This window comes from Actinomyces marseillensis (genome assembly GCF_900155605.1).
Taxonomy (GTDB): Bacteria; Actinomycetota; Actinomycetes; order Actinomycetales; family Actinomycetaceae; genus Pauljensenia; species Pauljensenia marseillensis.
On sequence record NZ_LT707420.1, the window covers coordinates 1,346,777 to 1,368,034 of the forward strand.

General features: G+C 53.1%; 17 protein-coding genes and 1 pseudogene. 8 read left to right on the forward strand and 10 right to left on the reverse strand.

Annotated features, from left to right (window positions below):
• Nucleotides 1-11: 11 nt before the first annotated feature.
• Genes BQ8011_RS05945 through BQ8011_RS09325 form a run of 3 tightly spaced genes read right to left on the reverse strand, consistent with a single transcriptional unit; the run spans nucleotide 12 to nucleotide 1,231 of the window.
• The gene (locus tag BQ8011_RS05945) at nucleotides 12-476 is read right to left on the reverse strand and encodes a type III secretion system chaperone family protein (RefSeq protein ID WP_034503073.1); all 465 of its coding nucleotides are present in this window, start codon (nucleotides 474-476) and stop codon (nucleotides 12-14) included.
• A gap of 18 nt (nucleotides 477-494) precedes the next feature.
• Complete coding sequence (locus BQ8011_RS05950) at nucleotides 495-950, reverse strand: type III secretion system chaperone family protein (RefSeq protein ID WP_072455637.1); 456 nt, start codon at nucleotides 948-950, stop codon at nucleotides 495-497.
• A 59-nt stretch (nucleotides 951-1,009) separates the two neighbouring features.
• Entirely contained in the window at nucleotides 1,010-1,231 is a 222-nt protein-coding gene (locus BQ8011_RS09325) for a DUF7455 domain-containing protein (protein ID WP_072455639.1), read from the reverse strand.
• Nucleotides 1,232-1,376: 145 nt separating this feature from the next.
• Between BQ8011_RS09325 and BQ8011_RS05960 the strand changes: the two genes are divergently transcribed.
• Genes BQ8011_RS05960 through BQ8011_RS05970 form a run of 3 tightly spaced genes read left to right on the forward strand, consistent with a single transcriptional unit; the run spans nucleotide 1,377 to nucleotide 5,603 of the window.
• Entirely contained in the window at nucleotides 1,377-3,485 is a 2,109-nt protein-coding gene (locus tag BQ8011_RS05960; RefSeq protein WP_072455641.1) for a DNA gyrase/topoisomerase IV subunit B, read from the forward strand.
• Between the two features lie 58 nt (nucleotides 3,486-3,543).
• The gene (locus BQ8011_RS05965; RefSeq protein ID WP_072455643.1) at nucleotides 3,544-4,563 is read left to right on the forward strand and encodes a GNAT family N-acetyltransferase; all 1,020 of its coding nucleotides are present in this window, start codon (nucleotides 3,544-3,546) and stop codon (nucleotides 4,561-4,563) included.
• 14 nt (nucleotides 4,564-4,577) lie between these two features.
• Nucleotides 4,578-5,603, forward strand: coding sequence for a GNAT family N-acetyltransferase (locus BQ8011_RS05970; protein WP_072455645.1), 1,026 nt, complete (start codon nucleotides 4,578-4,580; stop codon nucleotides 5,601-5,603).
• Nucleotides 5,604-5,651: 48 nt separating this feature from the next.
• Here BQ8011_RS05970 and BQ8011_RS05975 read toward each other — a convergent pair.
• From BQ8011_RS05975 to lpdA, 5 genes and pseudogenes are all read right to left on the reverse strand, one after another.
• A pseudogene (locus tag BQ8011_RS05975) lies at nucleotides 5,652-6,104 on the reverse strand (amino acid ABC transporter ATP-binding protein); the annotation flags it as partial.
• A 71-nt stretch (nucleotides 6,105-6,175) separates the two neighbouring features.
• Nucleotides 6,176-6,871, reverse strand: a complete 696-nt coding sequence (locus BQ8011_RS05980) for a DUF4191 domain-containing protein (protein ID WP_072455647.1) — start codon at nucleotides 6,869-6,871, stop codon at nucleotides 6,176-6,178.
• Between the two features lie 96 nt (nucleotides 6,872-6,967).
• The gene (locus BQ8011_RS05985; RefSeq protein ID WP_072455649.1) at nucleotides 6,968-7,546 is read right to left on the reverse strand and encodes a YagU family protein; all 579 of its coding nucleotides are present in this window, start codon (nucleotides 7,544-7,546) and stop codon (nucleotides 6,968-6,970) included.
• A gap of 194 nt (nucleotides 7,547-7,740) precedes the next feature.
• The gene (gene sucB / locus BQ8011_RS05990) at nucleotides 7,741-9,510 is read right to left on the reverse strand and encodes a 2-oxoglutarate dehydrogenase, E2 component, dihydrolipoamide succinyltransferase (protein ID WP_072455651.1); all 1,770 of its coding nucleotides are present in this window, start codon (nucleotides 9,508-9,510) and stop codon (nucleotides 7,741-7,743) included.
• A gap of 25 nt (nucleotides 9,511-9,535) precedes the next feature.
• Complete coding sequence (gene lpdA / locus BQ8011_RS05995) at nucleotides 9,536-10,909, reverse strand: dihydrolipoyl dehydrogenase (RefSeq protein WP_072455653.1); 1,374 nt, start codon at nucleotides 10,907-10,909, stop codon at nucleotides 9,536-9,538.
• 193 nt (nucleotides 10,910-11,102) lie between these two features.
• Between lpdA and BQ8011_RS06000 the strand changes: the two genes are divergently transcribed.
• A complete protein-coding gene (locus BQ8011_RS06000) occupies nucleotides 11,103-11,603 on the forward strand; it encodes a hypothetical protein (RefSeq protein WP_083430000.1) in 501 nt (166 codons plus the stop codon).
• On the opposite strand, the gene BQ8011_RS06005 is transcribed toward BQ8011_RS06000, so the two are convergent.
• Both BQ8011_RS06005 and BQ8011_RS06010 read right to left on the reverse strand, forming a co-directional pair.
• Complete coding sequence (locus BQ8011_RS06005) at nucleotides 11,600-12,061, reverse strand: tRNA (cytidine(34)-2'-O)-methyltransferase (RefSeq protein WP_072455655.1); 462 nt, start codon at nucleotides 12,059-12,061, stop codon at nucleotides 11,600-11,602. The two genes, BQ8011_RS06000 and BQ8011_RS06005, sit on opposite strands and share 4 nt — an antisense overlap.
• A 1-nt stretch (nucleotide 12,062) precedes the next feature.
• A complete protein-coding gene (locus BQ8011_RS06010; protein WP_072455657.1) occupies nucleotides 12,063-12,602 on the reverse strand; it encodes a YbhB/YbcL family Raf kinase inhibitor-like protein in 540 nt (179 codons plus the stop codon).
• Nucleotides 12,603-12,700: 98 nt separating this feature from the next.
• On the opposite strand from BQ8011_RS06010, the gene BQ8011_RS06015 reads away from it, so the two are divergent.
• The 4 genes from BQ8011_RS06015 to BQ8011_RS06030 all read left to right on the forward strand — a co-directional run bounded on the left by BQ8011_RS06015 (nucleotide 12,701) and on the right by BQ8011_RS06030 (nucleotide 21,252).
• Nucleotides 12,701-13,171: a hypothetical protein gene (locus tag BQ8011_RS06015; protein WP_072457699.1), complete on the forward strand. Its 471-nt coding sequence runs from the start codon at nucleotides 12,701-12,703 to the stop codon at nucleotides 13,169-13,171.
• Complete coding sequence (locus tag BQ8011_RS06020; protein ID WP_083429943.1) at nucleotides 13,149-14,762, forward strand: Y-family DNA polymerase; 1,614 nt, start codon at nucleotides 13,149-13,151, stop codon at nucleotides 14,760-14,762. Before BQ8011_RS06015 ends, BQ8011_RS06020 begins: the two co-directional genes overlap by 23 nt.
• An 844-nt stretch (nucleotides 14,763-15,606) precedes the next feature.
• The gene (locus BQ8011_RS06025) at nucleotides 15,607-17,940 is read left to right on the forward strand and encodes a DEAD/DEAH box helicase (protein ID WP_231945281.1); all 2,334 of its coding nucleotides are present in this window, start codon (nucleotides 15,607-15,609) and stop codon (nucleotides 17,938-17,940) included.
• A 45-nt stretch (nucleotides 17,941-17,985) separates the two neighbouring features.
• Nucleotides 17,986-21,252 (forward strand): error-prone DNA polymerase, encoded by a 3,267-nt coding sequence (locus BQ8011_RS06030; protein WP_072455663.1) that lies wholly within the window; start codon nucleotides 17,986-17,988, stop codon nucleotides 21,250-21,252.
• Nucleotides 21,253-21,258: the final 6 nt, after the last annotated feature.

Consider the following 21,258-nt stretch of genomic DNA (forward strand, 5'->3'; position numbering starts at 1 on the left):
GGAAAAGACGATCAGTCGTCCTCTTCCTTTTCGATGCCCAGCGTCTCACGAATGTGATCGTAGAGAGAAAGCTGAGTGGCAATCGAGCAGTTGATCTGCTGAAGCAGTTGGGCGTCGGTTGCTCCATGCTCGTAATCGACATTGACCTCTGTCATCACGCGCAGGGTACCATCGTCGGTGGGAGCGTAGAAGGCCTTCGGCCAGATACGATCGCGGTGCCAGTCTTCGATAACTCCGTTGAGCTCTGCTTCTTGTTCCATGGGAACTTCTTCTGCCATGCGCGAAGTCACGGACAGGATTTCATTCATCTGTCCCATGAAGAGGAAGAAGAACGGTGCGCCGTCCCAGCGGCCGCATACGTCGTCGTCATCATCGCGACCGTAGTACCAGCCCTGGCCATCGAAAATCTTCTCGATGCGTTCTTTCGAAATGGGGCGTACGGAATCGCCAGATTCACTGCTGCTGAACCAACCCATATTGACGTCTCCTTTGTGTCACAGTCCCAGAGCTGTGCCCAGCTCACGGTAGAACTCGGAAGCGGTTCCAAGAGCACAGCTAACCTGTTGGTTGATCTGTGCATCGGTTGCGCCATGTTCCCAATCGATTGAATTTTCGCAGAAGATGCGGACTGCGCCTTCGTCGTTAATGCGGTGGTACGCCTTCGGCCACAGCTTCGTGCGGTGCCATTCGCGGATGAAAGCGCGTGCTTCTTCGAGCTTGTCCATGGGGACCGAGAGGTGCCACAGGGACTGAATGTGAAGAATTTCCTTATTTTCGCCTCGGAGCATGAAGTAGAACTGGTCGTCGTCCCATGTGCCGCCAAGGTCACCATCGGAATCAACGAAGTAGTGCCACCCCCGTTCTTTAAAGAGGTCGATCAGGCGCTCCTGGCTGATCGGTGGGGTGAGCGGGGCCTCCTCGGCCGGCTTTGGTCGTGAAAACAGACCCATGTTTATTTCCTCCTTGGAAGGGATTGTCGTTCCAATGATAGGGGATAGCCCCTAGAAAGTCAGGATCCTTGCGTGAAGTAATTGCGCTCATCAATAATGTCAAGGGCCTTCGGGGCAATTGCATCGAGATGCTGATTGGCATGATGCGCGCAGAAGTTTAGTGTTCCCGTAGTAAGAGTGACCCGCACCCACGCGCGCGCTCCGCACTGATCACAACGATCGTGGGCGGTCAAAATCGGGGGGAGTGTCTGTCGTGCATTCTCAGTAGTTACGGTATCCATGCATCTATAAGACCACGTTAAAGACGATCAAGAAGCGAAAAATGTCTTTTTCTGCCAATGGCCGAAAATCTGGGAACGTATCACAATTTGTCGATTTCGGTGCGTGAGCGCCTGAGTTGGCACATGCTCTTCGTACACTGTCTGGGTGAGTGAAACCCAAGCCTCAGACTACTCCGCGCGGCATCTATCGGTTCTTGAAGGACTCGAGGCCGTTCGTAAACGCCCAGGCATGTACATTGGTTCGACCGACCACCGTGGGCTTATGCACTGCCTGTGGGAGATTATTGATAATGCGGTCGACGAGGCCTTGGAAGGATTCTGCGACACGATTGATGTGCGCTTGCATCCTGACCACTCAGCTTCGGTTGCTGATAATGGTCGTGGTATTCCCGTAGATGATGTCCCCGGAGTTGGCCTTTCGGGCGTGGAAGTTGTCTTCACCAAGCTTCATGCTGGTGGAAAGTTTGGAAACGGCTCCTATGCTGCCTCGGGCGGCCTCCACGGTGTCGGTGCCTCTGTTGTGAATGCGCTTTCGGCGCGAATGGACGTCGAGGTCGACCGCGGTGGTAAAACTTGGCAGATGTGTTTCAGGCGAGGAGAGCCCGGCGAATTCGATGATTCTCGTCAGCGCACTCCGAATTCTCCCTTCCAAGCTTTTACCGATGAGTCTCGACTGAAGACAATCGCTAAAGTCTCAAAGAAAAAAACGGGCACCAGAGTTCGTTTTTGGGCGGACTATCAGATCTTCCCTTCGGATGAAGGCTTTACTTGGGACACTCTTCTTGCCCGTGCCCGTCAAACGGCGTTCTTGGTTCCTGGTCTGACGATCAATTGCTTCGATGAACGCGGTGAAGAAACGATTCACGAATCATTCCGTTTCGACGGAGGCGTTGTCGATTTCGTTGATTGGCTCGCAACTGATGGCCCCGTGACGGATACCTGGCACATTCAAGGTGAAGGCACCTTTACGGAAACGGTGCAAGCTTTGGATTCTGAGAGCGGTCATTTGAAGGCCGTCGAAACCGAACGCACATGTGAAGTTGACTGTGCGTTGCGATGGGGAATCGGCTACGAGGCACAGCTCCAATCCTTCGTTAATATCATCGCAACCCCTAAGGGCGGAACCCACGTTGCGGGCTTTGAACAAGCCGTTTTGAAGGTACTTCGCGCCCAGGTCGATAAGAATGCACGCAAACTGAAAGTTTCGGCTAAGGACGGTCGTCCTGAGAAAGATGACGTGTTAGCTGGTCTTACCGCGGTTGTTACTGTTCGTTTCCCTGAACCTCAGTTTGAGGGGCAAACAAAGGAAATTCTGGGGACTCCCCAGATTCGTTCAGTCGTTGCGCGCGTGGTCGGCGATTGGCTCGAGGCGAAGTTTGCTTCGTCCAAGCGCGACGATAAGCAGCAAACCAGTGCTCTTTTGGACAAAGTCGTTGGAGAAATGAAAGCGCGTGTCTCCGCGCGTATTCACAAAGAAATCTCCCGTCGCAAAAATGCTTTGGAGACTTCTTCTCTTCCTGCAAAACTTGCGGATTGCCGAGCAGAAGATGTCGAACAGACCGAACTCTTTATCGTCGAGGGCGACTCAGCGCTCGGAACCGCAAAGGCAGCGCGTAATTCGCAGTACCAGGCGCTTTTCCCGATTCGAGGGAAAATCCTCAATGTCCAGAAAGCCTCGACTGCCGATATGCTCGCTAATGCCGAGTGCGCGAATATTATTCAGGTGATTGGCGCCGGTTCTGGACGTACCTTCGATCTTGAACAGGCGCGCTACGGCAAAGTCATTTTGATGACTGATGCGGACGTTGATGGAGCACATATTCGCACGCTTCTCCTGACACTCTTCTTCCGCTACATGCGTCCGATGGTTGAAGCGGGACGAGTCTATGCGGCTGTTCCCCCTCTGCACCGGATTGAAGTCGCTGGAAAGGGGCGAAAAGGACGGGAGTTCATCTATACCTATTCCGAGGAAGAACTCCATCGCCAGCTTGCTGCCCTGCGAAAAGCGGGCCGCAGCTGGAAAGAGCCAATCCAACGCTACAAGGGCCTTGGTGAGATGGACGCCGATCAGTTGGCGGAAACGACAATGGACCGCGCGCATCGTTCACTTAGGCGCATCACACTTAAAGATGAGGAAGCTCTTCGTCGCGCCGAAGATGTCTTTGAACTTCTCATGGGGCAAGTTGTTGGTCCTCGACGTGATTTCATTGTCGAAGAGGCTGCGGGCATCGATCGTGACCGTATTGATGCCTAGGCGCTGCGCATAGATATTAACTAGGACTGAGGACCCGCTTTCCCGTAGAATATTTCCTATGAATGGACTTGCGGAGCGTTTAAAGCCGCCCGAGGTAGTCTCTTTTCCAGGTTCTCATCTTGGTTTGCGGTGGCGGCCTTTGATCCCATCGGATCTAGGTGCAGTCGCCGATTTGATCCGCGAAGTTGAGAAAGAAGATGATGCGATCTTCCGGACAGCCTCGCAGGAGATTGCGGACTTGGCATTAGGACACCGTACGGCTTCCCCTCTCGAGGTGATCGTGGGAATCGCCCAGGATCATGGCATTGTTGCTCTTGGGAGCGTGAAAGTTTTGACCGGGGTTACCGAGGCCGCGGTTGCCATCGTCAACGCCGTCATTCATCCTCTGTGGCGAGGCCGTGGAGTCGGGCGCTCTCTTCTTCACTGGCAAGACGGCCGCGCGCGCCAGATGCTCGTCGAATACTTCGGCGCAGAATCTACTCTGCAGGCTTCAATCGCCAACTGGGTCGATGGGCACATGACGGACCGTCGGCGTCTCTACATTGCTGCAGGGTTTTACGCCAAGCACATGTTCCAAGTTATGTATCGAGATCTCGAAGGTTCAGAGCATCTTGCTCCGGTCCCTCAGAATATAAAGATTTGCCCGATGAGTGAGGTTTCATTTTCGCAACTGCATCGTGTGCACTCAGAAGTATTCAGCGATCACCCCCTGACTGAAGCCCGAGATTTCTGGTGGAATCGTGCGCTTGAAGACTATGAGGATCGCTGGTCCTTCGCTGCGCTTACAGATGAGGGACAGATCTGTGGGTACTGCATGGCCGGTCGGTCTGCAGAAAGCTGGATTGCCCACGGGCGCCTCGAGGCGTATATCAATACCATCGGTGTGCCTGCCGATCACCGGGGGAGAGGTATCGCCTCGGCATTAATTTCTGCTTCAACTCGCGCCGCTGCTCATGATGGAATGAGCAGGATAGGTATTGATGCAGATTTAAAGAGTCCAACGCATGCTCAATCTGTTTATGAACATCTTGGATTTGTTAATGATCGCACCCGCGTTTTTTACAGTATCGATCAGTAGAAGTACGGTAATGAATGGTTTCATTTCAACTCACAGGAAATGAGGACAGCATCCCGCCCTTTCCTCCGGAACATCACGGTATTACGTGGCGTGTTCTCACAGAGGATGATCTTCACGCACTCGGTGCGCTAATTGCGCGCATGGAGGCGCGTGATAATCCGCCGTATCGCACAGCATTAGCTGAAGTCGCTGAAATGCTTTCTTTGCCCACTCAATGGAGAGGAATCGTCGGTATAGCAACGAAAGGTATGGCGTCGGGACGCATGGTAGCCTTCGCCCAGACACGATTGCGCGCCTCTGCACGCATTGAATGTCTATGCCAAGGAGGCGTCGATCCTGACTTTCGTCGTATCGGGCTCGGACGTGCCTTGGTCGACTGGCAAATCCTTTCAGCGCAGGCGATGCTTGAACGCTATAAAGGCAACGGTAGCCGCGCAATCGTGAGCTATGTTGAAAACTGGCAAGACGACCTTGAAGGTGCCTTGAAATCTCAAGGCTTCCATTGGGAACGCACCTACTACGACCTGCGAGCAAAACTGCGTCCTCTGCCTGCTATTCCTTCGCTCGGTTCCTATATTTCCATCGAACAATGGAGCCCCCAGTGGGATGAGGAACTACGTCAGGCTGCAAACTCCATAGCCCAGCAACAGGGCAGGACAGCGATGACTGAAGAACAATGGACCATGGGACGAAGCTCCTTCGTGCCAGAGTGGTCCTTCATTGCTGTCGACCGACGCTCCGATCGCCCCCGTATCGCGGGTTTCGTCTTATCGTCAAAGTACGAGCAAGATTGGGCTGCACTTGGTTGGAAAGAAGGCTACATCGATCAGATCGGTGTAGGAGATGAGTGGAGGACGGGTCGCGTCCTTGATGCGCTCGTCGCGACTTCGATGTCTGCTCAGGCGCAGGACGGTATGGCACATATTGCCACTGGAATCGCACAGGCAGAAGGCTCAGCGATGCTTTCCGTCTTTGAATATCTTGGCTTTAGAGTCGTCGGTCAATCGCGCTTGTACGCAATCGATGTTCCGGAGGCCTAGGCTTGCTGGACTTGACCTCCGAAATAGTATGAGTGTTAAGTCTAGTGCTTAGAGGACTTTGGAGAAGAACTCGCGTGTACGAGGGTTTTGAGGACTAACAATTACCCCTCTATCCATAAAGACCACGTGATCAGCGACCTCACGTGCGAAACCGACTTCGTGCGTCACAACGATCATCGTCATTCCCGCCTGCGCGAGATTTTGCATGACTGTCAGTACCTCGCCAACTAGTTCGGGGTCGAGGGCTGAAGTTGGCTCATCGAAGAGCATGAGTTCCGGTTTCATCGCGAGCGCGCGAGCAATTGCCACGCGTTGTTGCTGGCCACCTGAGAGCTGAGAAGGATAATGGTTGAGTCGATCTCCCAAGCCGACTAATTCCAAATATTCTTGTGCTTCTTCTCTTACCTCATTCCGGGGTCGGCCCAAGACGTGGATCGGGCCTTCCATGACGTTCTCAAGCGCAGTCATATGTGGGAAGAGATTGAAGCGTTGGAAGACCATTTGGTTGGGGTGACATCGTCAACAAAAGAGCTCAGGCTTGCAAACCGGTGGTCTGCAAGCCTGAGTGTGATTTAACGTCCTCTCAATGCGCGTCGATTCGGACGAGCTCGAGCGGGATCAATTCCCTTAGGAATTGGTGCCGAACGTCTGTCAAGGGCGCTCAGGCGTTGGTTCACCAATGGCACTTCATCGCGCGTCAGGTTCTTCTTGAGTTTGCGAAGTTCGCGAAGCAGATTGGCAAGGCGCACTTGGCCTTTGCCGGTACCTACCTGAATTGTCGTGATCTCGACATTGCGCATAATGCGCTGTGCCTTCTTACGTTCTTGTTCGAGAAGGGAGCGAACGCGAGAGCTTGGGCCTTCTGAGATAAGAACAATTCCGGGGCGTCCGACGAGGCGCCAGACAAGGTCTTGTTCGGCATTGGCAGCAATCGGTTGCTCATTGACAATCCAACCGTTGCGGATGCGGCTAATGGCGACGTATACCTGGCCAACGCGTCCTTCCACCTGTGCGTAGGTCGCGCGGTCTGTCAGGTTAGACAGAATGAATGTCGCAATGAGAACGCCGATTAAGAAGCCTAGGAACGTGAGCGAGAACCAGCCCGAGTGCGTCAATGCGGCTGCAAGAACGCCCAATGCGGTTGCAATCACAACAACGCCGGCCATGAGCCACCCGACCCAAGGGTAGGTTCGTTGACAAATTCGGAAGGCGTCCATCAAGTTGTGATAAAAACGCCGCTTCTTCTGAGGTGTACTTTTCTCGCTCATAACAGCTCCAATGTTAGCGGGTTTTTCTCCCTCAAAGGAATATATAAAGGGGGTGTGAAGCTCATGGTGAGCTTCACACTCCCTAAAGTGTCATGATCAGCGGGTTGCTGCGGCCAGCGGAACCTCTGCATCAGGCTCGTGTGTGATGCGATTACGAATATCGCGACGGACGATTTCAATCGACCACAACCATACGACGTGGCCCAGTGCCTCTGAGAAGTGTTCGGCCCAACTTTGTCCACCTTCAACCCAGGGGAAGGGGGAGGGGACGGTACCCATCAGTGGCATGAGAATCAAGTGGAAGCCGATCCATACCAAGAGACCGAATGCTGCACCCTGCCAGAGCTTAATTCCGGGGAAATACTCAGCAACGATGCAGTAGAAGAGGGCGAAGACAATTGCAAAAGAGAAGTGAATGATGAAGGAATAGATCGGCAGGTTATCGTTGCCATTGAAGCTGACCGTCGTGTGTACCTGATCCGAGGTCATTCCAAGCTGCTGCAGCAGCATCTGAGGAGGATTGGTGGCATTACGCTCAGGAGTGCGTGGTGGGAAGGGAACTTCCCAGCCGAACTTGACGATTGCCGAGAAGACGCTGGCTAAAGCGCCAACAGCGGCGGCGACACCAACACGACGACGCTTAGAATCGGTTTTCTTGAAAAGATTTTTAAACATGTTCAAGCTTTTCTATCGATACTGATGAGCATTGATACCGAGCGCACCACGAGGCGACGCAACATCGCATACCGGTTGACAGTTTCTCATGTTTGGACGTTGATCGCTAGATGCGGACATCGTTTCTGACGCTGCGAAATAAAAGTGGTGGGCAAGCACAAGCTTGCCCACCACAGTAATTAGATCAGTGAAGTCTACAGGCCGAGTTCTGACTCGAATGCAGCTTCTTCAAGTCGGCGCTTCACATCCATGAGGAAACGGGATGCGTCTGCGCCGTCAATCAGACGGTGATCGTAGGACAATGAGAGATAAACCATTGAACGGATCGCGATCGAATCGTTGCCGAGTGCATCCTTAACTACAACGGGGCGCTTCACAATAGTTCCAACACCCATGATCGCCGTTTCCGGCATGTTGAGCACTGGCGTATCGAAAAGCGCGCCACCTGAACCAGTGTTCGTGACGGTGAAGGTCGAACCCGAAAGCTCATCAGCACCGATCGTTGCCGAACGTGTGCGTGCAGCAAGATCGTTGATTGAACGCGAAACGTCGGCGATTGACATTTCCTGGGCCTTCTTGATGACCGGGACCAGCAGGCCACGCTCCGTATCTACCGCGATGCCAATGTTCTCGTGATCGAAGTACGTTACTTCCTTGTCATTAATCGTTGCGTTGAGCTTGGGGTGGAAGCGCAGCGCTTCGGTCGCAGCCTTGACGAAGAAGGGGAGGAAAGTCAGCTTGGTGTTCTCGCGCTGAACAAATGCGTCCTTTGCGCGCGCACGCAGAGCGGCGATCTTGGTGACATCAACTTCAATGACCGTTGTCAGCTGTGCAGCGGTGCTCAGTGACTCAACCATGCGGCGAGCAATGGTTTGACGCAAACGCGACATCTTCTCAGTGGTTCCGCGAAGCGGTGATGCCTCGCGGCCGGAGAAGACATTGTCGCCAGGGGCTGCTGCTACGGCAGTCTGAGGTGCTGCACTCGCTGCAGGAGCTGCAGGAGCTTGCACTGCCGCGCGTGCCTTGATTGCGGCCTCGACATCCTCGCGGCGGATCCTTCCGCCAATACCGCTGCCTGTGATCTCGGCAAGGTCGATACCTGCTTCACGAGCAAGCTTACGCACGATGGGCGTGACATAGCCGGTAGCTGTCACTTCAGCCGGTACGGGGGTGGCTAGCTCACCCTTTGCTGCGGTTTCAGCCAACGAGGCCGCAGTCGGGAATGGGCTGACCGGGGCAGGGGCGCTCGGCGTAAGCGCGACAGGTGCAGGTGCTGCGGGAGCTGTCGGGGCAGAAACGGTAGCCGCAACCGGTGCCGGCGCGGGGGCTGCCGGAGCTGCCGGCTGAGCGGGTGTAGCAGCAGTCGTTGGAGCCTGAGCAGAAATAACAGCCAGGACAGTGCCGACCTCGACAGTATCGTCTTCGGCTACACGGATCTCTGCCAAGAAACCGGCTGCGGGGGAGGGAACCTCTGAGTCCACCTTGTCGGTCGATACTTCAACTAGAGGATCGTCGATTTCAACTGCATCACCGACGCCCTTCAACCAAGTGGTGACAGTGCCTTCGGTGACGGATTCACCCAATGCTGGCATAAGTACCTCGGTTCCAGCGACTGGCGACGAAGCAGTCGGAGCGGGAGCCGAAACAGGTGCTTCGATGGGAGTGGAAGCAGCGGGCTCGGGAGTGCTTTCTTGTGCCGGCGCGGGACCATCTTGAGGGGCCTCGGAAAGATCTCCAATAACGGCCAGCTGTGTGCCGACCTCAACCGTCTCATCTTCTGCGACGAGAATCTGCAGAAGAACGCCCTCTGCTGGGGAAGGAACTTCAGAGTCCACCTTATCTGTAGAAACCTCGACCAAGGGCTCATCGAGTGCGACGGTATCGCCCACCGATTTCAGCCAGGTCGTGACGGTGCCTTCTGTTACCGACTCGCCCAAAGCGGGCATGATCACTGCGGTTGCCATGTTCAATCTCCTTGTCGGTGGCAGGTCAGTTGTGTGCGTGGAGAGGCTTACCGGCCAGAGCCATCGCTGCTTCGCCAATAGCTTCGTTTTGCGTCGGGTGGGCATGGATCAGTGCTGCAAGATCTTCGGGGTAGGCTTCCCAGTTGACCATGAGCTCGCCTTCTCCGACCTGCTCACCAATACGTGCGCCGATGCCGTGGAAGCCGACGATGGGTCCATCTTCCACGGAAACGAGCTTAATGAAGCCCGTTGCTCCAAGGATATTAGACTTTCCGTTGCCCGCAAGGTTGTATTCGACCGTGTGCACCTTGTCGCCGTACTTCTCGCGTGCCTGCTTCTCAGTCAGGCCAACAGAGGCGATTTCGGGTTCGCAGAAGGTTACTCGTGGAATTCCAGATTCGTCCATCATCGTGGGGGAGAGACCGGCGATTTCTTCCGCCACGAAGATGCCCTGCAGGAAGCCGCGGTGTGCAAGTTGAAGTCCCGGAACGATGTCTCCGACTGCGTAGATGTTGCCCACACCGGTGTGCAGTCGCTCATTGGTGAGAACAAAGCCGCGCTCCATCTTGATACCGGCTTCTTCGTAGCCCAAACCTTCGGTGACAGGGCCGCGTCCGACTGCAACCAGGAGAACATCGGCATCGAAGGTCTTGCCATCTTCTGTTGCGACGTGAACACCGGAGTCGTCCTGTGTTGCGCTGGCGAAACGGGTATTGGTGTGGAAAGCAATGCCACGCTTGCGGAATGAACGCTCGAGGTGCTTGGAAACTGCCTCGTCTTCGTTATTTGCAAGGTGGGGGAGCGCCTCGATGATTGTGACTTCCGCGCCGAAGGAACGCCAGACGGAAGCAAACTCTAGGCCAATGACGCCGCCGCCAAGAACAACTGCGCGCTGCGGGACCCACTCCATTTGGAGCGCTTGGTCCGATGTGATGATACGGCCGCTGATATCGAGTCCAGGAATTGAGCGCGAGTACGAGCCTGTTGCCAAAATGATGTTCCGGCCGACGATGCGGCGGCCATTGACTTCGATGGTGTCAGGGGAGGCAAGGCGCCCCCAGCCCTCGATCACGTCAACTCCGCGCGAAGAAAGCAGCCCTTGAACGCCTCGGAAAAGCTTGTTGATGATGGAATCACGATACTGACCAACCTTGGCCATATCGATTCCCTGCAAAGTTGCCTGGACTCCGAAGGTGTCCGACTCGCGAATCGCATCAGCAGTCTCTGCTGCGTGTAAATATGCCTTTGTAGGGATGCAGCCACGGTGGAGGCAGGTTCCACCAACCTTGTCACCTTCGATAAGGGCGACTTTCAATCCCAATTGGGAGGCGCGCAAAGCTGCAGCATAGCCGCCTGACCCTGCGCCGAGGATGACGAGGTCGTATACAGACTCGCTCACGTGTTCCACTCCTTGATAGCGAAGAGAACGGACCTTCAATGTCCGACTTAGGTCCTATTCTTCCACTAGTGACTGTATTTGTCCGCGAGAAAATAGCTGCTCAATCGGTTAGACAGCCCACATGTTGTGCAGTCGAAATTGGCAAGCTTTCTCAGGAAAAACAACTACTATGGCACTAAACGAAGGAGGAGATGTGAGCGAAGCAGCACACGAGCAGTCTCAAGATAACCGGCCACCCTCACGCGGCTCTGGTCGACTTGTCATCGCTCTGTACTGGTTGTTCAGTCTTACTGTTACTATCTTGGCCGTTGTTGATGCGTATCATCGGCGCGATGTGCCCCTGTGGGTACGCTTCACCGCCATTTTTATCGGTCTAATTTACGTAATTGCCGCCATTGCTCTGACACATAATGGGCGGCGCATGCGCATCCTTGGCTGGTGCATGATCACTTTAGGACTTATCGGGCCGCTTGTCTGCGGGCTAGCGCAGAATCATCTGTCGCAGTTTGCTCTGGTGAGAAATGCGTGGAATTCGTTTGGGAGTGACTACTCCTACCTTCCGCTTGCTGTTGCACTCATCGGCGCTATCTGGATGTGGCTATCAAATCCGCGCAGGATCGTTGAACTTGCTGAGCAAGTTGAGCGTCCGGGATTGAGCTTACGCTCGTCAAAAATCTCAGGGGCGAAACACTAAACTCCATCGGGGAAGCCAAGCTGACGCCAGGCCTCGTATAGGGCGATGGAAGCGGAATTTGCAAGGTTGAGAGAGCGGATGCCTTCACGCATCTGGATGCGCACGCACTCACTGACTCGGGGGTGAGACATTGCCCAATCAGGTAAGCCGACGGATTCTCGTCCAAAAAGAAGCCCATCGCCATCGCCGTAGGTGATATCGCTGTAGTGGCGTGATGCGTGTCCAGTGAAAGCCCAGATTCTTCCAGGAACCTCTGCAAGTGCCTCGTTGAAGGTGTGGTGGACTTTAACGTGTGCGAGGTCGTGGTAATCCAAGCCTGCGCGCTTGAGCTTGGTATCGGACATATCAAATCCCAGAGGCTCGACCAAATGAAGGAAAGCTCCCGTGCAAGCGGCTAAGCGAATTGCGGCTCCGCTATTTCCGGGGATTTCAGGTTCAAGAAAAATGATGTGAAGCATATTAGTTCAGCGGAGTGGAGAAAGTAGCGGTCAAAGTGGCGCGGGCGATGGAGTGCTCGATTGCGAGGAATGAATACATCGCTAAAGAGACTTCGTCATCGCATTGCAAGGTGGGAACGTTAAGCGCGTGGACTGAAAAGATGTAACGGTGCGCACGATCTCCTGCTGGAGGGGCTGCTCCGAAGTAGGAATGATCGCCGTGATCTCCGCGTAGATGGAAAGCACTTCCATCAAGTTCAAGATCTGAGTGTCCGACTCCTTGGGCAAGAGAAGTGCAAGAAGAAGGCAGATCGATGATCATCCAATGCCAAAAGCCTGAAGGAGTCGGGGCATCCGGATCAAAACAGGAAACAAAAAAGCTTTCTGTTTCCTGAGGGAATCCGCTCCATTGTAGATGTGGCGAAACATTTCCTCCCTGTGCGCTATGGAGCAAGGGAAGGGACTGACCATCGATCAGATCGTTGGATTTAAGAGTAAAAGTCTGGGTTGGGGGCAAAGCCTCATAAGGATTCGGAGCGGTTGGGCGATCGAAGAGATGCATGGCGGTATTCTTTCACTTCTTGAAGTGGATCAAAAGTGGACGCAAATGAGGTGGGGCCACATACACTAATAGAACATTTGTTCGATTGGGGTGGTTGTGTGACGCGTCTAGATATTGCTCGTCAGGTTTTGAACGATGTTGAAACTCGTCTGGGGATTGAGAAAAAGCACGGGTCTTGGGAACGTGTATCAAGCTATGCGGGTGTGTGGGAATTTGGGAATAACTACTCACTACTGACCCGGATTTTCGTGGCGCTCACCGGCGAAGAAAACTCCTGTGCTCTCATAGGCGCTGATGACTTTGGATGGGAATACGCAGCCAAGCAAGGTCTTGATCTTGCGCGTTGCGTGCAAGTTCCATCTTCCGCGGCAGACGCGCGCGTTATCTCTTTGCTTCTTCCTTACTACAGGGTTCTTTATCTCGGAAAGTGCCCCTTAGAGATTGGCGATATGCGTCGTCTCAGTGCTCAAGTACGTCAAGAAAGAGCTGCACTTTTTACTGCTGTCCCATGGGGAGGAATGAGCAGGCTCTGGTGCGATCAGATGTATGAAAGACGAAAGGCTGTTTGAAATGCGCTATGTCATGGTGTGGATTCCTAATTGGCCTGTGAATTCTTTGGTTGTTGACATTCCTCCCGGAGCTCACGGTGCGATTGAAGCAGGGGGATATATACAGGTCGTCACTCCGCCTGCTCGAAAATGCGGTGTCAGGCAGGGGATGAAACTGTCCATGGCGCGGTATTTATGTCCTGATCTTTTAGTTCTGCCATTCGATATGCGCCGGGATATTTCTTCGTTTGAAGTAATTTTGCGAGCATGCGAACAGTGGATCGCTCGAATAGCCTGCATTTATCCGGGGCTTGCCTGGGCTCCGGCCGCTGGAGCTGCTCGCTGGAGTGGGGGAGAAGCGCAATTAGCTGAAAATCTTGTTGACGCTATTTCAGATTGCACTGGTTCAGAGAGCAACGTTGGAATAGCTTCTGGTCCTCTTGCAAGTTATGGTGCGGCCAGGCGCGGCATTATCCTTGCCCCAGAAGACACTCAAGATTTTCTTGATCAGCTCGAAGTTCATCAGTGTCTTTCTCTTTTCCCACCCAAACAGCACAATATACTTTCTCAGTTTGTGCAGACGTGTCATTCTGCTGGGATTACAAGAGGAATCGATATTCGGAGAATGGGATCTGCTGCCCTGTATTCGCGGTTTGGCAGCATTGGAAAACATGTATGGGAACTTTTTACGGGAAAAGATCTATGGCTTCCCGAGAGACAGATTCTTCTCGACGATCTTCAAGCGGAAGAAGAATGTGAGGAGAGCATTGAACGCGAGGAGCAAGTTGCGTTTTGTGCGCGCCGCTTAGCTCATCAAATCTGCGAGAAGTTGGATTTTTATGGACTGCGTTGTTCCAGTATCGCTGTGAGTGCTCAAGATTCTGCATCGCAATCTTATGAACGGCAATGGTGGGGGATAGACGGAGAGGAAGATGAAATTGCCGATCGGATTCGATGGCAGTTGGTTGCTTGGTTGTCTGCTTCTGAAAACGAGCAGGGCTTTGTACGCGTGAATGTACGGGCTGAACACTGTGAGCGCGTGGGGGCTTCGCGAGCTTTATGGCGGGCTGGTGAGTCACCTCAACGTGATTCTGTTCTGCGAAAAATTTGTGCCTATAAAGGTGAAAATGCCATTCGTATTCCTCGGATCCTTCCGGGATATTCACCCACTCAACGCGCAGGATTCGCCTCCGTTGATGAAAGAAAAGAAAAAGAACAGGTGACTTGTCTTGAAGGAGGAATCGAAGACGCTCCTTCAAGACTGTGTATCCGTCCATATCCAACGGAAGTCTATGGAAAGGTCGAAGGGGGGCGAAGAATAGATGTACGTGTTAATGAACGATCTGCTTTGACAAGTAGTCCTCAAGACGTAAAAGTCTGTGCCTTTGGGGAAGAGAAGTGGTATCGCATTCTGTCCTGGCGTGGACCATGGGCTGTACCTCAACAATGGTGGTGTGAGCCAACTGTGGAGATGTCCCATGACCCGCAGACTCATTACCTTCGAGTGAAGTCTGATTCTTCTCCGGATCTGCTTTTGATGTGGAGTCATCATGCGTGGAGCCTCGTGGGGATATATGAGTGTGAGGCTCCTTTTGAGTGTGGATTATCCTGAAGAGATGGACACATCACCGATCCGCGCAGCACTGCTCTCCTGTGGTGAGGAGGGAGCAACGACATGCGTTGGTCACGCTCTATGGGCACAGGGGGCGCTTGCGTTCAAACGCGGTGACGTTGATGACGTGACATGGGATGAGCAGCGAGTGTGGGCACGGGTACGTGCAAAAGGCGTGTCCTATCGAAGCGAAATCGAATATGCGCCTTCCTTACCTTTTCCGCATCTACGCCTGAAATGCGCGTGTTTTCTTAACGGAGCCTGCGCTCATGCTGCAGCTTTACTTCAGTGTGCGATGGACAATGTGTTCTCTGCACGTGAGGGCCGTACGCATCAACCAGCATGGAACCGTGATCTTGAAATCTTGCTTTCAGCGGACGGAGGAGAATCCTTAGGCCTTGTGATTGATGCGCATGATCCTGCAGACCCGGTATGGCTGACTCCAGTGCGTTTGAGCACGGACCACCTACCGCCGCGCAGGTTGAGTTGGGCGGAATTAGCGCAGTCACGCTGGGGTGGGGTTATTGATGCTCTAGCACCTAAGCAACTGAAACTTCTCCGCCGGTTCTATCAGTGCAGCCGAAAATTACAGGGGCATATTTCAACGGGATATGACGTTTACCTAGATTCTCTTGGCATGGAGGCGCCGCGCTGGCTATATAGACTTCAATGCGGGGGAGTCGCGCTTTTAACACCGCAGTTTCAGCGATTTCACTTCGAACTCAGTTCGTCACGCCTCGTGATCGACATGAATCTTACTGAGAAGAGTCTTGAACTTTCGTATCGCCGCCACTATGTGACCAGAGCAAACGAAGAAATTCCCTTTCCGCGGCAAGCTCCGCATATGTCGCTAACCTTTTGTGACGGCGGTGATGGGGCAATTGCTGAGGAGGATATCGATGATGAGTTGCTGCCCGATCAGATCGTTCAGATCCCAATTAAAAGCATTGGAGATTTCCTCTTCAAATGGCTGCCACTATTACGCGAGCGTTTTGAGTGCACCTCATCGACGGGAACCTTCCCTGTAGAAAACTGCCGGCCAAAACTCCTACTCATTTTGCATCCCAAAAACCGCGTGTGTGCGCAGATCGAATGGGCGTTGGAATATCACCTCAGAAATAAATGTTTCCGTGTCATTTTGTCTCCCCAGACAAAGTTCTCAGAGCTTGATGAGGATATTCAGCGCGCCTTTAATGATGCACATGCTCTCTTACGGCGCTATTTTGCCTCGGCGTCGTTTCATCCAAGTGCGCAGGGCCTTCTTATTCCGCTTCCCCAAGTCCCCGCATTCATACAAGAGATTGGAGCATGGCCGCTCTCATCGGTGCATTGGGATATCGACGATAGCCTCAGGCAATTAACCCTCACTGAAGAGGCGGCAACTGTTACTGCTGCTATCGAAGCAACGGATTCTCCCGATTGGTGGGGGCTTCACGTCGCGATCCAAGTTGGTAACGAAAAAATTCCAATTTCACGAGTTTTGAAGGCGCTGTCTTCAGGTGAAGAATACATTCGTGTTAATGACGGACAATGGGCGCGCCTTGAAGGTATCGACGTCGAACGCCTTCGCGTCCTGCTTCGTGGAGCTGCGCAACTGACGCGATCGCGTTCGATTGATGATATTCGTCTTCATACCTCACAACTTGGGCTATGGGAAAGACTGAGTCAGACAGTTGATGTCGCACAAGAAGACCTGCAATGGCGCTCTCGAACGTCGGCCCTAAAACAACTTGCGCTGCGCGCACAGTCCCATACGGATCAAGATCAAGACCCTCGTCTTCGCCCGTATCAGCTTGAAGGTCGTAACTGGCTTCACAGCCGGATTTCCTCTGGTTTTGGATGCATTCTTGCCGACGATATGGGACTGGGAAAAACCAGGCAGATCCTCGCAGCAATCGATGCTCTTCGCGAGGAAGGAAGTCTTGAATCACCCGTCTTGATTCTTGTTCCGACCAGCGTCATTTCAAGCTGGGCAAATGAAGCCGCGAGGTGTTTTCCGCAGCTCAGGACATGCGTGCTTCGCGCCTCGCATCAGCGAAATCCGCTTGCTTGGGATGGCATCTCACAATCCAACATCGTTATTACTTCACACACGCTCTTCCGAATGGACCACCTGTTGTGGGACAACCACTCGCTCAGTGGACTCGTCATCGATGAAGCGCAGGTTCTCAAGAATCCGCGCACGATGCTCTATCGAAGTGTGAAAGAACTCCAGGTTCCCTGGCGAATTTGCATGAGCGGAACTCCCATTGAAAATTCACTCGAGGACCTGTGGTCACTGATGTCTTTGAGTGTCCCCGGCCTCCTGTCGACGCATGCGCACTTCAATGAGAAATTCCGACGTCCCATTGAAGGGACTCAGCAAGACAGCGCTTTAGAACTTTTGCATACGCTGATTGCTCCATTCATCCTTCGCCGTACGAAAGAAGAAGTCACACCTGAACTTCCCGATCGCATTGAAACACTACTTCCCGTTCCCTTAGAAGGGCGACAACGTCAGATTTACGACCGCTACCTCACTCGTGAACGTGCTCGGCTCCTTCGTATTCAGCTCAACAATGAAGGGGCTCAAGGGCGATTTGAAGTTCTTGCTGCACTCACACGGCTGCGACAGCTTTCCCTTGATCCGGCTCTTGTTGATGAGCGCTACGAGGGGGTTGGTTCTGCAAAGATTGATCTGCTGTGTTCGCACCTAGAGCAAATTGTTCCTGCAGGTCACCAGGTACTTGTTTTTAGTCAATTCGTGAGTTTTCTTGAACGAATCGATAGCGCTCTGAAACAGCGCGGAATTTCGTGTCTTCTCCTTGAAGGAAAGACACGAAAGCGTGAGGATGTTATCGCAAAATTTCGTAGAGGAGAAGGATCTGTTTTCCTTATCTCACTGAAGGCTGGGGGAGTTGGGCTCACGCTCACTGAAGCAGACTATGTCTACATCATGGACCCTTGGTGGAATCCTTCTGTTGAAGCTCAGGCGATTAATCGTGCACACCGGATCGGGCAAAGTCGTGCGGTCAATGTCTATCGACTAGTTGCCCAGGAGACGATTGAAGAGAAGGTTTGTCAGCTTCAGGCGCATAAGCAAAGGCTGATCGATACCGTCGTTGATGATGTTGGTGATGAGAGTACTCAGAGGATGGATATCGATCAATTGATCGAACTTTTGGGAGTGGGAGAGTGAAACCCCAGCAATAGCTATCGAACACCCGTTCGATATAATAGGGGGGTGGTTTCCCATCCTTATGCTGAGTTACACGCGCACTCCTACTTCACGTTTTTAGAGGGAGCAGATGCCCCCGAAGACTACATCCTCTGCGCTAAGCAGCTCGGTCTTGACGCTCTTGCTCTGCTAGAGCGCGATGGAATGTACTCCCTGATCCGCTCCTTGCAGGCTGCACGCGAGTCATCTTTCCCGTTGATTATTGGAACCGAGCTCACTCTTTCTGCCACTCAGTTTTCTCGCTACGATGGCAACGCCTCGATAGGATCACCTGGCTGGGGGCTCCCTTGTGGATGGGAAGATACCGGAATTCGCTTACCAATCCTCACGACATCTCAAGACGGATATAGAGACCTGTGCTCGCTGATGAGTGAACGAACACTTGAGGACGTTGAAGGTGAAAACCCCAGCCACGGCCTCGAAAATATTGCCGAAAATGCGCAGGATATACGGATTTTAACGGGAGGTACCCGCGGGCCTCTCAGACGAATTTTGCATGCGCAGGGAAGAAACCAAGCTGATCGTTTTCTCAATGACCTCATTTCCCTGTTCGGGCGCGAGCGCATCATCGTTGAAAGCGTGCTGCGGCCCGGAGAAGACGACATGGGGGCCGAGCTTGCTGATCTCGCGCACAAACATCGACTTCCTCTTGCTGCTGCCGGTGGCGTCACCATGGCTTCTCCTAAGTCAAAATATCGAGCGGACCTTCTATGTGCTCTCAGACAGGGTAAATCTTTGGATGAGATTCGCTATCTGCTTCCAGCCCAGCATTCTTTTTTGAAGAGCGCAGAAGAAATGCTCGCTCTTCATCGCATGGCTCCTCAGGCGGTTTCCAACGCCTCTGGAATTGCGCGTGAATGCTATTACCCGATGTCATTTGATACCTGGGATTTGCCCGAGATGGAGGTTCCTCAAGGACATACAACAATTTCTTGGCTCACTGCGCTTTCCTATGCAAAAGCGCAGGAACTCTATGGTCCCCGATCCGCCAACCCGCACGCGTGGGAGGTCATTGACCATGAACTGTCGATTATCGGACAGCTTGACTTTGCTGGCTATTTTCTCATCGTCTACGACATCGTAGATTTTTGTCGAAGGCGGGGAATTATGTGCCAAGGACGTGGTTCTGCAGCGAATTCTGCCGTCTGCTATTGCCTTGGGATTACAGCAGTTGATGCTATTCGCCATCGAATGCTCTTTGAACGTTTTCTTTCCCCGGGACGCTCAGGAGCCCCAGACATTGATATCGACATCGACAGTGCCCGCCGTGAAGAAGTCATCCAATATGTCTACCAACGCTATGGAAGAAGACGTGCCGCTCAAGTGGCAACAGTGATTACATACCGTTCGCAATTGGCCTATAAAGACGCTGCCAGGGCTCTGGGAATTGACGCGGCTCACGTTCCAAGCCGAGCTCAGCGAAGGGAAGAAAACCACAGAACAGACACGGCCCCTTCGCAGATGATGCTTACCACCTGTGCCCAGCTTTTGAGTGGGCTTCCGCGCCATATGGGGATTCACTCCGGAGGGATGATCCTCAGCAAGCATCCCGTGAGCCAGATCTGCCCCATTCGTTGGGCAAAAACGCGGGGGAGAAGCGTGATCCAATGGGATAAGGAGGATTGTGCAGACGCCGGATTGGTGAAGTTTGACCTCCTTGGACTGGGAATGCTTGGAGCCTTGGGATCGATTTTTGAGTCTCTTGAGAAGGAAGGAATTCGAAATTCGCAAGGAAAAATTCTTTCCCTCTATGAACTCGAAGACGAAGACCCGCGAGTGTATGACTTGTTGTGCGCGGCAGACACGATGGGAGTCTTTCAAGTTGAATCTCGCGCGCAGATGAATACTTTGCCCAGGCTTCAGCCGCGTTGCTTTTACGACATTGTCATTGAAGTCGCTCTCATTCGTCCCGGTCCTATTCAAGGCGAATCGGTGCATCCATATTTGCGCCGTCGTCGGGGGGAAGAAAGGGTGAGCTATCTTCATCCTCTTCTACGTCCGGCTTTAGAAAAGACCTTGGGAGTTCCTCTCTTTCAAGAACAGATGATGCACATTGCTATGGATGTTGCTGGCTTTTCTGCCGCTCAGGCTGATGAATTACGCCGAGCCATGGGTTCTTCTCGTAGCGCGGAGAAAATGAAAAAATTGCGCGGATCTTTCATCGAGGGGATGAAAGAGCGGGGTATCCCGATAGATATTTGCGAAGAGGTCTTTCGGCAGGTCCAGGGATTTGCCGACTTTGGCTTTCCTGAATCGCACTCTTTTTCTTTCGCCTATATCGTTTATGCGTCCGCTTGGCTTAAGGTCCACTATCCCGAGCACTTTTATGCGGGGATCCTTTCTCATCAACCCATGGGTTTTTATTCCCCTTCCTCTCTTGTTCACGATGCACGAGGCCACGGCTTGCGTGTGTGCGCACCTGACGTGAACCTTTCGCTAGAGTCCACGCAGGTACTTCCGCTGAGCAAGATTGTGCAGATCATTGGTGCTGAGCGAGCACAGGAAGCATGCGGAATAGGAATGGAAGGAAAAGAAGGGCTGGTTGATATCCATCCCGAGTGGGGGATCGTTCTTGGCCTCGATATGATCCGAGGCCTCGATAAGGGGAGCATCAAAAGGATCCTCCGAGGGCGGGAGGAAGGCCCCTATCAAGATCTTGAGGATCTTGCCTCGCGCGCTAGGCTTCGCAGCACAGATCTTGAAAGACTATCTCAAGCTGGTGCTGTCGATTCAATGGGATATCAGCGCCGCGAAGGAATTTGGGCCAGTGGCGTCTTAGGACAAGATGGTGGCGAAGATCGGGAGTATCAACCGATGTTGGAAGGACTTGGGATGGAATACCATCTTCCTTCCCTTCCACCGCTCGATTCTGTTGCGCAGATGAATCTGGATTATGAAGCCATGGGCCTATCTGTTACGAGCCATCCTTTTGCGTTGATCCGAAAACAGATGAACGCACAGGGAGTAATTCCGGCCTGCGAGATCCTCCGTCAAGAAAATCAGTCGAGGATCAGAGTTGCAGGAATTATCACGCATCGACAGCGTCCGTGCAGCGGAGGAGGGGTACTCTTTCTCAGCTTGGAAGACGAGAGCGGCAGCGTCAACGTGACGGTTACAGAGGCGACGTGGAAGCACCATCGACGTGAAGTGATGGCCTCTGCGGTAGTCGTAGATGGGTACTGCGAAAATGCTTATGGTACGCGAAGCGTCCGAGCTTTTCGGATCTATCCGTTTTCTACTCAGCTGCGTTTGAGCTCTCGAGATTTCCGTTGAAACTTG

Bases quoted from the DNA above. Each gene is read 5' to 3' on its own strand.
- BQ8011_RS05945 (WP_034503073.1), bottom strand. From the start codon at position 476: ATGGGTTGGTTCAGCAGCAGTGAATCTGGCGATTCCGTACGCCCCATT.
- BQ8011_RS06010 (WP_072455657.1), bottom strand. From the start codon at position 12,602: ATGCATCTCTTCGATCGCCCAACCGCTCCGAATCCTTATGAGGCTTTG.
- BQ8011_RS06005 (WP_072455655.1), bottom strand. From the start codon at position 12,061: ATGCTTCACATCATTTTTCTTGAACCTGAAATCCCCGGAAATAGCGGA.
- BQ8011_RS05985 (WP_072455649.1), bottom strand. From the start codon at position 7,546: ATGTTTAAAAATCTTTTCAAGAAAACCGATTCTAAGCGTCGTCGTGTT.
- BQ8011_RS05970 (WP_072455645.1), top strand. From the start codon at position 4,578: ATGGTTTCATTTCAACTCACAGGAAATGAGGACAGCATCCCGCCCTTT.
- BQ8011_RS05980 (WP_072455647.1), bottom strand. From the start codon at position 6,871: ATGAGCGAGAAAAGTACACCTCAGAAGAAGCGGCGTTTTTATCACAAC.
- BQ8011_RS09325 (WP_072455639.1), bottom strand. From the start codon at position 1,231: ATGGATACCGTAACTACTGAGAATGCACGACAGACACTCCCCCCGATT.
- BQ8011_RS06025 (WP_231945281.1), top strand. From the start codon at position 15,607: ATGTCGCTAACCTTTTGTGACGGCGGTGATGGGGCAATTGCTGAGGAG.
- BQ8011_RS05950 (WP_072455637.1), bottom strand. From the start codon at position 950: ATGGGTCTGTTTTCACGACCAAAGCCGGCCGAGGAGGCCCCGCTCACC.
- sucB (WP_072455651.1), bottom strand. From the start codon at position 9,510: ATGGCAACCGCAGTGATCATGCCCGCTTTGGGCGAGTCGGTAACAGAA.
- BQ8011_RS05965 (WP_072455643.1), top strand. From the start codon at position 3,544: ATGAATGGACTTGCGGAGCGTTTAAAGCCGCCCGAGGTAGTCTCTTTT.
- BQ8011_RS06020 (WP_083429943.1), top strand. From the start codon at position 13,149: ATGAAAGACGAAAGGCTGTTTGAAATGCGCTATGTCATGGTGTGGATT.